This is a genomic window from Pseudomonas abietaniphila (assembly GCF_900100795.1).
Classification (GTDB): domain Bacteria; phylum Pseudomonadota; class Gammaproteobacteria; order Pseudomonadales; family Pseudomonadaceae; genus Aquipseudomonas; species Aquipseudomonas abietaniphila.
Genome location: NZ_FNCO01000014.1, coordinates 53,816 through 67,173 on the forward strand (window position 1 = coordinate 53,816; position 13,358 = coordinate 67,173).

At 61.2% G+C, this 13,358-nt stretch carries 10 protein-coding genes; 4 read left to right on the forward strand and 6 right to left on the reverse strand.

What is annotated here, in order from left to right; genetic code table 11:
• Positions 1–88: 88 nt before the first annotated feature.
• From BLS87_RS23680 to BLS87_RS23705, 6 genes are all read right to left on the reverse strand, one after another.
• Positions 89–1,669: an aldehyde dehydrogenase (NADP(+)) gene (locus BLS87_RS23680; RefSeq protein WP_074756259.1), complete on the reverse strand. Its 1,581-nt coding sequence runs from the start codon at positions 1,667–1,669 to the stop codon at positions 89–91.
• 25 nt (positions 1,670–1,694) lie between these two features.
• Positions 1,695–2,690 carry an AraD1 family protein gene (gene araD1 / locus BLS87_RS23685; protein WP_074756261.1) on the reverse strand — a complete coding sequence of 332 codons (996 nt, stop codon included), beginning with the start codon at positions 2,688–2,690 and terminating at the stop codon, positions 1,695–1,697.
• 171 nt (positions 2,691–2,861) lie between these two features.
• Positions 2,862–4,037 (reverse strand): L-rhamnonate dehydratase, encoded by a 1,176-nt coding sequence (locus BLS87_RS23690; protein ID WP_074756263.1) that lies wholly within the window; start codon positions 4,035–4,037, stop codon positions 2,862–2,864.
• Between the two features lie 463 nt (positions 4,038–4,500).
• Positions 4,501–5,505 (reverse strand): 4-hydroxythreonine-4-phosphate dehydrogenase PdxA, encoded by a 1,005-nt coding sequence (locus BLS87_RS23695; RefSeq protein ID WP_074756264.1) that lies wholly within the window; start codon positions 5,503–5,505, stop codon positions 4,501–4,503.
• On the reverse strand, positions 5,502–6,461 hold the full coding sequence (locus tag BLS87_RS23700; protein WP_074756266.1) for an amidohydrolase family protein: 960 nt from the start codon (positions 6,459–6,461) through the stop codon (positions 5,502–5,504). The genes BLS87_RS23695 and BLS87_RS23700 overlap by 4 nt, the downstream gene beginning before the upstream one ends.
• Positions 6,454–7,803: an MFS transporter gene (locus BLS87_RS23705; protein WP_074756268.1), complete on the reverse strand. Its 1,350-nt coding sequence runs from the start codon at positions 7,801–7,803 to the stop codon at positions 6,454–6,456. Before BLS87_RS23705 ends, BLS87_RS23700 begins: the two co-directional genes overlap by 8 nt.
• A 493-nt stretch (positions 7,804–8,296) precedes the next feature.
• On the opposite strand from BLS87_RS23705, the gene BLS87_RS23710 reads away from it, so the two are divergent.
• The 4 genes from BLS87_RS23710 to BLS87_RS23725 all read left to right on the forward strand — a co-directional run bounded on the left by BLS87_RS23710 (position 8,297) and on the right by BLS87_RS23725 (position 13,339).
• Complete coding sequence (locus BLS87_RS23710) at positions 8,297–9,928, forward strand: methyl-accepting chemotaxis protein (protein ID WP_074756270.1); 1,632 nt, start codon at positions 8,297–8,299, stop codon at positions 9,926–9,928.
• 274 nt (positions 9,929–10,202) lie between these two features.
• Positions 10,203–11,219 (forward strand): Bug family tripartite tricarboxylate transporter substrate binding protein, encoded by a 1,017-nt coding sequence (locus BLS87_RS23715; RefSeq protein WP_074756272.1) that lies wholly within the window; start codon positions 10,203–10,205, stop codon positions 11,217–11,219.
• Positions 11,220–11,282: 63 nt separating this feature from the next.
• Positions 11,283–11,816 carry a tripartite tricarboxylate transporter TctB family protein gene (locus BLS87_RS23720; RefSeq protein WP_074756274.1) on the forward strand — a complete coding sequence of 178 codons (534 nt, stop codon included), beginning with the start codon at positions 11,283–11,285 and terminating at the stop codon, positions 11,814–11,816.
• On the forward strand, positions 11,813–13,339 hold the full coding sequence (locus BLS87_RS23725; RefSeq protein ID WP_074756276.1) for a tripartite tricarboxylate transporter permease: 1,527 nt from the start codon (positions 11,813–11,815) through the stop codon (positions 13,337–13,339). Before BLS87_RS23720 ends, BLS87_RS23725 begins: the two co-directional genes overlap by 4 nt.
• Positions 13,340–13,358 lie beyond the last annotated feature (19 nt).

Below are 13,358 nucleotides of genomic sequence, written 5' to 3' on the forward strand. Positions count from 1 at the left end.
GGATCGACAGTTCAGGCGATACATCTTCATCGTCTGTACCGCCGTCTCGCGAATGAATTCGCTCCCACAGGTTTATTGGTTTGCAGCCCTACAGCGCTGAATCAGTGATATCCCCATCCACCAACCGGCGGATCTTCAAAGGATTGGCGTTCTGCAACGCTTCGGGCAATAAGGCATCGGGGTAATTCTGGAAGCACACCGGGCGCAGGAAACGATCGATCGCCAATGTGCCGACTGACGTACCACGCGAATCGGACGTGGCGGGATACGGCCCGCCGTGAACCATTGCATCGCACACTTCGACGCCCGTCGGATAACCATTGAGCAGCACGCGCCCGACCTTCTCCTGCAACGCCTCCATCAACCACGCGTAACTCACGAGTTCGGCGGGCTCACCGATCACGGTCGCGGTCAGTTGTCCCCGAAGGCCGGTCAACGCCGACTTCAACGTGGCCTCGTCCTCGACTTCAATGATGATCGTGGTCGGCCCGAACACCTCTTCTTGCAGCAACTCATCGCCGTTCAGCAACAGACTGACGTCCGCCTTGAACAGCTGCGGCTGGGCCTGTTCGCCCTGCTGCGGATGCCCGGCCAGATGCGTCACACCGGCATGACCGTGAAGATGCTCGAGACCTTTGCTGTAGCTGACCAGGCCACCCGCGTTGAGCATGGTGTGTGGCGCCTGGTCATTCATGTTGGCGCTCAGGCGCTCGACGAACTGGCTGAACGCAGGGGAATGCAAACCCATCACCAGGCCCGGGTTGGTGCAGAACTGCCCGCCCCCCAAGGTCACCGAGGCGGCCAGTTCCGACGCAATCTTCTCGCCACGAGCCGTCAGCGCGTCGGGCAAGATGAACACCGGGTTGATGCTCGACATCTCGGCGAACACCGGAATCGGTTGAGGACGTTCGGACGCCATTTTGACCAACGCGTTGCCGCCACGCAGCGAGCCGGTAAACCCTACCGCCTGAACCAGCGGATGCCTGACCAGCCATTCGCCCACGCCGTTGCCAAAAATCATGCTGAACACGCCCTTCGGCATGTCGGTACGCTCAGCGGCACGGATCACGGCTTCGGCAACACGCTCGGCAGTGGCCATGTGACCGCTGTGTGCTTTGACGATCACCGGGCAACCGGCTGCCAGCGCTGAGGCGGTATCACCGCCGGCCGTAGAGAACGCCAACGGGAAGTTGCTCGCGCCGAATACCGCAACCGGGCCCACACCGATGCGCACCTGACGCAGATCGGGGCGCGGCAACGGCTGACGATCAGGCAAGGCCCGGTCGATGCGTGCGCCGTAAAAGTCGCCACGGCGCAATACCTTGGCAAACAAGCGCATCTGCCCGCTGGTCCGGCCGCGCTCGCCTTGAATGCGTCCGGCCGGCAGCGCCGTCTCGCGGCACACGGTGGCGACGAAATCATCGCCCAGTGCGTCCAGTTCATCGGCAATCGCGTCGAGGAATTGCGCGCGCTTTTCAGCCGGCAGGTTGCGAAAGGCCGGGAAGGCCGCTGCGGCGGCGTGCGCGGCAGCGTCGACCTCCGCTTCGGTCGCCTGCACGAACGCATGCGGCAGCGCCTCGCCGGTGGTCGCGTCGAGGCTGTTCAGTTGCACCGAACCCTGTGCGCTGCGCTGACCGCCAATGAAGTTGTGTCCAAGCGTGGAAGACATCAGAAACTCCTCTAATCCGTTAACCCTAAAGCGCCTTGATCTGACCGATCGCCACGGGACGTGGCCCTTCGCCGATGCCGTTTTCCAGCGGTGCGCCGAAGGCATCGAGGCTGATCTGGAAGCGGTCGCCCGGCTGGGTTTTCACGCCATCGGCGAACGACAGCGTCGCGGTGCCGAAGTAGTGAATGTGCACATCGCCAGGGCGCAGGAACTGGGCGTACTTGAAGTGGTGATATTCGAGGTTGGCCAGGCTGTGGCACATGTTGTCTTCGCCGCTGAGGAATTCCTTCTCCCAGATCACGTCGCCGTTACGCTTGATGCGGCTCATGCCAGCCAGGTGACGCGGCAATTCGCCGACCCGCAATTCCGGGCCGTAGGCGCAATAGCGCAGCTTGGAATGCGCCAGGTACAGGTAGTTGCGACGCTCCATGACGTGGTCGGAGAACTCATTGCCCAGCGCGTAACCCAGCCGGTACGGCTGACCGTCATCGCCAACGACGTAGAGGCCGGTCAGTTCGGGCTCTTCACCCGCGTCCTCGGCAAACGCCGGAACCGGGAAGTCTGCACCCGGCCGCACCACGATGCTGCCATCGCCTTTGTAGAACCACTCCGGCTGTGCACCGACCTGGCCCTGCGCCGGTTTGCCGCCTTCGGTGCCCCACTTGAAGATCTTCATGGTGTCGGTCATGCCCGCTTCGACCTGACCGTCGTGCTGGTGCATTTTGTCCCGCGCCGAGGCGCTGCCCAGGTGCGTGAGGCCCGTGCCGCTGATCAGGCAATGCGCCGGGTCTTCGTGGTCCAGCGGTGGGAGGATCTGACCGTTCTGCAAGAGGCCCGCGTAATCCGGGCCGGATTCGGTGCCACGGCTTTCGACTTCAGCCTGAAGGCTGTGCTGGCTGCGAATGGCGGCAAGGGCCAGTTCGCGGGTGCTGGTGGTGTTGCGCACGACGTTGACCTGCGAGCCCTCGACAACGCCGACGTGGCGCTGACCCTGGCTGTTTTCGAATTGAATAAGGCGCATGGGCTGAATCTCCCGAAAATGTGGAAAGCGATCTCGCTTCTGCCCGGAGGGCGTAGGAGCAAGCTTGCTCCTACGCCCTGCGGGCAGAATCAAAAGCAGATCGTGGGGCATCAGAACCGAATCAAAAGCAGCGCGCGCGGCATCAGGGACGTCGCGCGACCGCTTACAACATCACTCGATAATGTTGAACTCGCTCAGGTACTCGTCCGAGATTTCCAGGCCCAGACCCGGCTTGTTGTCATCCAGCTGGATGTAGCCGTTGACCGGTGCAGGCTCGCCCTTGAAGACGTAGTAGAAGAGTTCGTTGCCGACCTCGACGTCGAACACCGGGAAGAACTCGGCCATCGGCGAGGCGGTGGTGGACATGGTCAGGTGGTAGTTGTGCATCTGACCGGCGTGCGGAATGACCGGCACCGACCAGGCTTCGGCCATGGCGTTGATCTTGCGCGCGGCCGTGATGCCACCGACGCGGTTGGTGTCGTACTGGATCACGTCGACCGCGCGACGTTCGAGCATGTCTTTGAAGCCATAGGAGGTGAATTCATGCTCGCCGCCGGAGATCGGCATGATGCCCATCTTCTTCAGCTCGATGTAGCCTTCCAGGTCGTCGGCGATCACGGGTTCTTCGAGCCAGCGCGGCTCGAATTCGGCCAGTTTCGGCAACATGCGACGGGCGTATTCCAGGGTCCAGCCCATGTAGCACTCGAGCATGATGTCGACGTCAGGACCCGCCAGTTCACGCAGCGCACGCACCTGCTCGATGTTGCGGCGCATGCCCGCCGGGCCGTCTTTCGGACCGTAGCCAAAGCGCATTTTCATGGCAGTGAAGCCCTGGCTCAGGTAGCCCTGCGCTTCTTCCAGGAACAGGTCCAGGTTGTCATTGGCGTAGAGCTTGGAGGCGTAGGTCCAGATCTTCTCTTTGGTGCGGCCGCCGAGCAGTTTGAACACCGGCTTGTTCACCGCTTTGCCCATGATGTCCCAGATCGCGATGTCGATCGCCGAAATGGCCGCCATGCCGATGCCTTTACGGCCCCAGGCGTGGCTCTGGCGGTACATTTTCTGCCAGATGTATTCGTTGTCGAACGGGTCTTCGCCAATCGCGATCGGGGCCAGATAGGTGTCGATGATTTCCTTGGCCACACGAGGCGCGAGCGCGCAGTTACCGATGCCGACGATGCCGTTGTCGGTCTCGACTTCCACCACCAGCCAACCGTGAAAGCGGAAAGAGCCCATGGCATCGCCACGTTCGAAAAGGATGTCGCTGGCGTTGGTGCAGAAGTGCGCCTGAGGTGGAACGACTTTGCCTTTCCATTCGAAGACACGGGTACGGATTGCTTTGATTTTCATGAGAAGAGTCCTTGCCACTGCTGGTTGCGCCCAATCGTTCCACGGGGTTCGGAACAGGGCTTCTTGTAATTGTTCTTCGATTCGCAGGCTTTGCATCGCGGCTCGATGGAAGGAATTTAGCCAGTCGCGAAGGGGGTCGGCTAATCACTTATGCGTATCCAGTGATAGCCGGTGGTGATCGGTGGCAAGACATAACCGGTTTGGGAGTTATAGGAGGGACAAAGGTTGTTTGATCGTTGCCGCGCTCCGCGTGGTAACCCGGCGATGGACGCTCCGCGTCACAGGCAACCTCGGACGCAGAGCGTAGGAACCATCACAACGCCCACCTGTAGGAGCGCGCTTGCCCGCGATGACGTCGGTCCAGACACCACCGAAATCCAGACAAAAAAAACCGCAGGACGCTCATCTAACGTCCTGCGGCAAAAACGTGGTCTTTTTTCACTCAGCCCGAAGGCCCGAACCGTTAAACGTTGCTCTGCCCCATCCTGCAGGCGATTTCGAAGGCCTGGCGGATAGCACCGACGTTCGCCTTGCCCTGGCCCGCAATATCAAACGCCGTGCCGTGCGCTGGCGTGGTGATCGGAATCGGCAACCCGCCCTGCACCGTTACCCCGCGAGAAAAGCCCATCAGCTTGATCGCGATCTGCCCCTGGTCGTGGTACATCGTCACCACCGCATCGAACGCGTTGGCGTCGCCCTGCACTTTCAAGAAAATCGTATCGCCCGGATACGGTCCGTCTGCATTCATGCCCTGCGCCTGGGCGGTTTTGACTGCCGGACCGATGATGTCGATTTCCTCGCGTCCGAACGAACCGTTGTCGCCGTTGTGCGGGTTCAGTCCGCAGACACCGATGCGCGGCGCTTTCAGACCGTTGCGTTTGAGCGCGGTATCGATCAGCCGAATCGCCTCGACCACCCGCTCCTGACTCAACATGCCCGGCACCGCTGACAGCGCAACGTGGGAGGTCACGCGAGAGGTCCACAGGTTATCCATCACGTTGAATTCGCAGAACGGCCCGGTGAAGCCCAACAGCTCGGCAAACCAGTGCAACTCGTCGTTGTGATCCATGCCCGCCATGTGCAGCGAGGTTTTGTTCAACGGCCCGAACAACACCGCATTGGTGACTTTTGCGGCCGTCAGCTCAACCGCGATCTTCAGGGTGTCCAGGCAGTAACGGCCGCCAATGGCGCTGGCTTCGCTGCGCGGGAACTCGCCCACCGCGTCCCCACGGAAGTTGTAAAACAACGGCGTGTCGTCAGTGAAATCCAGCGTGTCCAGTGAATCGATCTGTCGATAAGGGAACGACAGCCCGGCAAGGTCCATGCCCCGACGCATTTCGGCTTCATCGGCGATCAGGACCACCTGCGCCTGACTGCGGACCTTTTCATCGCTGAGCAGACGCGCGATCAATTCCGGGCCGATGCCTGCCGGGTCACCGAGCACCATCGCAATTCGGGTTTTATTCATGCCTGACTCCTCATGTGTTCTTGCCGCGGACGGTCCACGGCGCACGGCTCGCAACGGTAAATACGCTGCGCGTTACTGTAGAAAAGACGCTCCTGATCGGCGCGCGGCAGATCACGAACGATGTGTTTGAAACCGCTGTAGATGTCGTCGAACGAGCCGCACAGGCTGTCGACCGGGAAGTTGCTGGCGAACATCGCCCGGTCAGTGCCGAACATCGCGATGATCTCGCGCACGATCCAGCCATTGTCCTGAACGCTCCAGCGTTTGCCGGGCAAACCGAGGCCGGAGATTTTCACGATCACGTTGGGTTGCTCGGCCAGTTTCGCCATCGCCCCATGCCACCCTGCCAGGCCTTCGGTGCTGCGATCCGACGGCAGCCCGGCGTGGTTGAGAATCAGCGTCGTGTCCGGAAAGTCCCGCGCCAGCAACCCGGCTTCCGGCAGGTTCCACCACGGCGTCTGCAGGTCGAAACGCAGGCCCAGGTCGTGCAAGGTCGCGTAACTGCGGCGCCAGTGTTCATTGCTCATCAATGTGTGTTGCGAGCCCACCTCGTTTGGCGACGCAGGGCCACCGGGTTTGTGCCGCACGCTGCGGACGCTGGCGAACAACGCCTGCTCGGCGAGCACGGCAATCGCATCCGGATGATCGAGCCAGGCCTGCGCGACGACCGCATTGGGGACGCCGTACCGCGCGGCGATCTGCTCGATGAAACGGGTTTCACCGATCGGGTCGCTCGGGTCCCACTCGGTCTCGACGTAGACCGTCTGCACCACATTGTGCTCGCCCACATCGGCGAAGTACTCGGGTGGCAGGTAACGCCGCTTGATCGCCGAATAGTCACCGTAGCGGAACGGGATGTTTGCCCCCTCTGCAAGCCACGGATGGTGGTTGGTCTGCGGGTCCCAGAAATGATGATGGGCGTCGACGATCGGGCCGCTGTAGACCTCCTCAGCCATTGCTCACCTCACGCTCGCCGTCGAGGCCGATCAGCAGGGTGGCGAGGACGAACAGCGCAGCGCAGACCGCGAAGAACCCGAGCACCGCACCGAAACCGCCGAAGTATTGCAGGATCAGGCCCACCAAAATGGGTACGAAGATGCCGCCGATGCTGCCCGCCAGGTTCATCACCCCGCCGATCAGGCCGACCCGGGCCGGTGCCGCGAGCAATGCCGGGAAGCTCCAGTAGAGGCTGCCCCACATCAGGAAGAACGCCGTCATTGCCAGCAATGCCACTGCGCCAATCGGATCGCTCAGTTGCGGCAACAACAGCAAGGCACCCAGGGCAATCACACCCGAGAAGGTCAGCAAGCCTTTGACCGCCACACCCCGGCGCACGCCCTTGCGAATCAGGCCGTCGCAGAGAAAACCGCCGGTCAGCGAGCCCAGAGAACCGCAGATGAAAATCACGAACGTTGCGAAACCGATGCCCTTGATGTCGAAGCCTCGTGCTTGAGCCAGGTAGCTCGGCCCCCAGGTCAGCAAACCGAAATACACCATCGCCCAGGTCGAGCGGCCGATGAGCAGGCCCGTCAGCGAGCGAGCGGCGATGCCCAGACCTTTGACCTTGGCCCGCGCCGCTTCAGCCGCCGGGGTTTCACGGCCTTCATTGATTTTCGCCAGCTCCGCTTCGTTGACCTGCGGGTGAACCGAAGGGTCGTCACGCAGATACCGCCACGACACCCAGCCCAACAACAGCGTCGCGACCCCGGCGATCACAAAGGCCGAGCGCCAGGAGTCCAGCGACACGATCAGGAAGGCGATGATCAACCCACCCAGCGCTACGCCCAGCGGACTGCCACTGTCCATCATCACCGCACCACGGCTGCGCTCGCTTGGCGCCAGCCACAGCGAAATCAGCTTGCCGCCCGACGGAAACAGAGGCGCTTCCGCAGCCCCCAGAAACATCCGGGCGAACAACAACGACGCGCCGCCCGTGGCAAAACCGGCCAACACCTGGAACGTGCCCCACAATCCGGTCGACCACGTGATCACACGGCGCGGCCCAAAGCGGTCGATCATCCAGCCCCCGGGGATCTGCAACAGCGCGTAGGCCCAGAAGAAACTGCTGAGGATCAAACCCTGCATCGCAGGTGAGAGGGTGAATTCCTTGGCGATGGTCGGCATCGCGATGGACAGCGAAACCCGGTCGATCAGGTTGACCATGGTCAACACGAAGATGATTGCGAAGATCCGCCACCGCACCGTACTGGCTTTGGCCCCGGAGGCAACGCTGGAAACGGGAGGGGCATACGGTTCACCTGTCGCGGACAGGTTCACGTCGGCGCTGCTGCGAGCCATGGGTGCGTACCTCAATGTTGTTGTTTTTATTGTTGGCGATCTTCTGTGAGATCACCCGTCGTGGCCATCACTATCGAAGGCTCAGCGATAACCGTCTAATCAAAAGTGGAGATAGGGTGATAGCTGGAGGGTATAGCGGCGGGTCCGGGATATTCGCTGTTCACTCATCAGGAACTCGCACATCAATCCCTGAATCCACTCGCAGGCCTGACGCCGCGCATCCCTGACTATCGCAACCGGATGAACAGTGATTCGGTGTGGCGGGGAAGAAGTGATCCATTCTGGAATCGGGCGACCGCTCCCCTTAATCATCCAGAAAGAACGGAAGCCAGGCCCTCCTCGATGAGGGCCTAGCGTTTGTTTTTTTCAGCGCCTCAAGGCCCGTTAACCACTCTGCGGAGAGCAAAACCGCCAAATCAGATGGCAATCTGCCCTAAAGCTGAAACGTTTCAGGTCGATAGGGCAATACATGTATATGAATAGGCTCTTCACAATGAATCTGCGCAGTCTGAATATCGCACCCCGATCATTGATCTGTTTTGGCTTCTTCGCCCTGTTGATTACAGTCGTCGGGCTGTTTTCCCTGCAGCAGGCCTCGCGGCTGAAGGATGCCAGAGAACTGCTGCAGGACAACGTGCTGCCCACCCTGCTCACGATCGATCAGATCAGAAGCGATCTGCTGAGCATTCGCTTGGGCAATACCGGCCTGCGAGCCGCGCAGACTGAAGACGCGAGAGCAGATGCACGAAAACGCGTCGATCAGGGTCGTCAGGATCTGGAAAAAGACGTCCTTGAGCTTAAGCCACTGCTCCTCACCGCTCAGGGTCTGAAGGCTTACGAGGAGATGACGCGCAGCATGTCAGCCTATCTTGAGGTTCATGCCCGTTATCTGCAGGCCGTCGCACAGAAGCGTGAGGAGATCATTACCGCGATGACCCGACCGGAAGGAGAGCAGACGCGGGCAGCGGAGATCCTGGCCAAAAACATTGCAACCGTCTCGCAGTTGGCTCGCGAGAAGATGGATGCCTCTGATGCTGCTGCTGATGACACCTACGCACAGGCGAGCCAAGTGGTCATCGCAGCGATCCTGATCGCACTGGTTGCAACGCTGCTGCTGGCCACGCTCTTCACCCGCAGCCTGACAACGCCGATCCAGAAGGCACTGGCCGTGGCTCAGCAGATTGCCGACAACGATCTGGGCAAACCGATCGTCGTTGACGGTAAAGACGAACCCGGCCGCCTGCTGGCGGCACTGGCGGTGATGCAACAGAACCTGCGCACCACCTTGTCCGAGCTATCCCATTCGTCGAACCAGTTGGCTTCGACCTCCGAAGAAATGAACGCGGTCACCGAAGACGCCTTGCGCGGTATCCAGCGTCAGGACGACGAAATCAATCAGGCGGCCACCGCGATCAATCAGATGAGCACGGCCGTGGAAGAGGTCGCACGCAATGCCGCGCACGCTAGCGAGGCGGCGCGCCACTCCACCCAGTCTGCCGAGAACGGGACACGTCGTGTGGATGAGACCCTGCAGGTAATTCACGAGCTGCACAGCACGGTCGGCGCCACGGCGGTCGAGATCGACGGTCTGGCGGGTGAAGTACAGAACATCAGCGCCGTGCTGGATGTGATTCGCGGCATCGCCGACCAGACCAACCTGCTGGCGCTCAACGCTGCCATCGAGGCCGCCCGCGCGGGCGAAGCCGGACGCGGTTTCGCGGTGGTGGCCGACGAAGTGCGCGCCCTGGCCCACCGCACCCAGCAATCGACCGCGGAAATCGAGAAGATGATCGGCTCCATTCAGGCCGGTGCCAGCAAGGCCGTCACCGCCATGGGCCAAAGCAGCGAGAAGGCCCGAGCGAGCCTCGAAGTCGCAGAAGCCGCCGGCCGTGCGCTGGCGGACATCTCAGCGGCCATCGTGCAAATCAATGAACGCAACACCAGCATTGCCACGGCGACCGAAGAGCAGGCACACGTCGCGCGCGAAGTGGACCGCAACCTGACCAGCATTCGCGATCTGTCGCTGCAGACCTCGGCCGGTGCCAACCAGACGTCCGCGGCCAGTTCGGAACTGTCGCAACTGGCAGTCGGGCTCAATCAACTGGTCCTTAATTTCAAGATGTAACGAGCACAGCGAGCCGCCCATCCTGTTCTGCATCTTGCAGCCGCTCAGCAAGTGGGCGGCCGCCTCTGGAGAATCGCTGCCGCCCATGCCCCGGACCGCCAACGTACTGACCTTGGGTGTGGGCTCATCCACCCTCACCCCTGCGCCGCTATAACCTCAGGCTATCGGTGTATGTGATGTTTTGAGTAGACGCGACATAGCAACTTTCACACACTCGGCGCATGGCTGATCGACACGACAGCCACTCATAACAACTACAAAAATGAGGATCACCATGCGAACCGCATCTTTTCGACGCGCGTCACGTCTGCTGCTCGGTTGCACGCTGATGTGCGCCACAGCACTTCCCACCCTCGCCCTCGCCGCATGGCAACCTGACAAGAACGTCGAGATCGTCGTGGCCGGTGGTCCTGGCGGCGGCACCGATCAACTGGGCCGACTCATTCAGTCGATCATCAGCACCCACAAGTTTCTGGATGTGAACACCATCGTCCTGAACAAGGGCGGCGGCAATGGCGCCGAAGCCTTCCTCGACATGAAAGTCTCCAAGGGCGACGCCGATAAACTGGTCATCGCCACCAACAATATTTACCTGCTGCCTTTGGTCTCCAAGCTCGGCTACGAATGGCAGGAGCTGACCCCCGTTGCTGCCGTCGCCGAAGATGACTTCATTCTCTGGACCTACAAAGACGCGCCGTGGAAGGACGCCAAAAGCTTCTACGAAGCGGTCAAGACCGATCCGTCGAGCATGCGCATGGGGGGCAGTCAGTCCAAGGACGTCGACCAGACCCTGACCCTGCTGCTCAACCAGACCAACAACACCAAGCTGGTCTACATACCGTTCAAGAGCGGCAGCGAGGCCGCCACGCAACTGGCGGGCAAACACATCGCCGCCAACGTAAATAACCCCGCCGAGAGCATCAGCCAATGGCGCGGCGATCAGGTGCAACCGCTGTGCGTGTTCAGTAAGGACCGCATGGGCTACACCGAGAAAGTCGCAGGCGATAAATCCTGGGCCGACGTCCCCACCTGTCACGAAGCCGGACTGGGCATCGACCAGTACCGTTTTCCGCGCACGATCTTCATGCCGGGCAATGTGACGGCCGAACAGCGCACCTTTTACATCGACCTGATGCGCAAGGTGTCGCAGACACCTGAGTTCAAGGCCTACGTGACGCAGAACGCGTTGGTGCCGACCTTCCTGGAGGGCGATCAACTGACCGCCTACATCGAGAAGGACACTGCGCGCGTCACCCCGGTGTTCAAGGAAGCTGGCTGGCTGCGCAACTGATCCGCCCTGCTGCCGCGTGCCCGACGATCAAGGCGCGCGGCAGTCACTCGCTGGAGGTGTTTCATGTCCCATTCTTCTCACTCGACCTCGCTGGTCGGCACCCGCTGGGTGGAGCTCGGCCTGGCCGCGTTCACCCTGTTGATCGGTGCGGTGGTGATGTTCGGCAGCATCGAGCAAGGCATCGGCTGGGGCGACGCCGGTCCCGAGCCGGGCTATTTCCCCTTTTACATTGGCCTGCTGCTGGCCACCGCCAGCGTGGCGAACGGCGTGTTGACGTTCATTCGCTGGAAGCCGCTGAGCATCAGTTTCGTCAGCCGTGGCGAATTCCGTCAGGTGCTGTCGGTGTTCATCCCGATTGCCCTGTTCGTCTGCGCCATGCCCTTCACCGGCATCTACCTGGCCTCGGCCGTGTTCATCGCCTGGTTCATGTGGCGTGACAAAGTCCGCGCCAAGCCCTATGGCCTGATCATGATAGGCACCGTGTCGATCGGCGCGGTGCTCGCCAGCTTCTTGATCTTCGACCTGTGGTTCAAGGTGCCGCTGGACGCAGGCCCTTTGGGCGACCTGATCGCCATGGCCGGGAGATCGCTGAAATGAGCGAATTCGATTCTTTGTTGCAAGGCATGAACCTGATCCTCACACCCGGTCATATCGGGCTGATGGTCATCGGTGTGCTGCTGGGTATTCTGGTCGGCGTATTACCAGGGCTGGGCGCACCCAACGGCGTGGCATTGCTGTTGCCGCTCACCTTCACCATGTCGCCGGTGTCGGCGATCATCCTGCTCTCGTGCATGTACTGGGGGGCGCTGTTCGGCGGGTCGATCACCTCGATCCTGTTCAATATTCCCGGTGAGCCGTCATCGGTCGCGACGACCTTCGACGGCTACCCGATGGCCCGCGAAGGCCGCGCCGCTGAAGCGCTGACCGCTGCATTCAGTTCCGCGCTGATCGGTGCGCTGGCTGGCGTGCTGCTGTTGACCTTTCTTTCGACGCGCATCGCTGCGTTCGCCATGACCTTCAGTTCGCCGGAGTTCTTCGCGGTGTACCTGCTGGCGTTCTGCACCTTCATCGGCATGAGCAAGAACCCACCGCTGAAAACCGTGGTCGCGATGATGATCGGCTTTGCCATGGCGGCGGTCGGCATGGACACCGTCTCCGGCAACCTGCGCCTGACGTTCGATCAACCGGCGTTGATGACCGGCATCAGTTTCGAAGTGGCGGTCATCGGCCTGTTCGGGATTGGCGAGATCCTCTGCACTGTTGAGGAAGGGCTGGTTTTCCGGGGTGAACACGCACGCATCACGCCGATGGTGATCTTGCGCACCTGGGCGAAACTGCCGCGTTACTGGTTCACGATCCTGCGCAGCACCCTCGTCGGTTGCTGGATGGGCGTCACCCCCGGTGGCCCGACCGCTGCGTCGTTCATGAGCTACAGCATCGCCCGCCGTTTCTCGAAAAACCGCGACAACTTTGGCAAAGGCGAAATCGAGGGCGTCATCGCCCCGGAAACCGCCGACCATGCAGCCGGCACCAGTGCGCTGCTGCCGATGCTGACGCTGGGCATTCCAGGATCGGCCACCGCTGCGGTCATGTTGGGCGGCTTGATGATCTGGGGTCTGCACCCCGGCCCTACCCTGTTCGCCGAGCAGCATGATTTTGTCTGGGGTCTGATCGCCAGCATGTACCTGGGCAACGTGGTCAGTCTGCTGGTGGTGTTGGCGACGGTGCCGTTGTTTGCATCGATCCTGCGCATCCCGTTCTCGATCATTGCCCCGATCATCATCATGGTCTGTGCCATCGGTGCGTACTCGGTGCATAACTCGATGTTCGACGTGATGTTGATGCTGGGCTTCGGGGCGCTGGGGTATCTGTTCAAAAAGCTCGGCTATCCGATTGCGCCGCTGGTGCTGGCCGCCGTGTTGGGCGACAAGGCTGAAGACGCGTTCCGTCAGTCGATGCTGTTCTCGGACGGGCAACTGGGCATCTTCTGGTCCAACCCGTTGGTCGGCAGCCTGACCACCGCCGCGCTGTTGATGCTGTTCTGGCCGTTGATCTCGGGTGGCATCAAAGCCGCCTTCGGTTGGCGTAATCGTCACGCAATCAAACCGAAAACGCTGTGATGACAAGCAATGCTGGAAA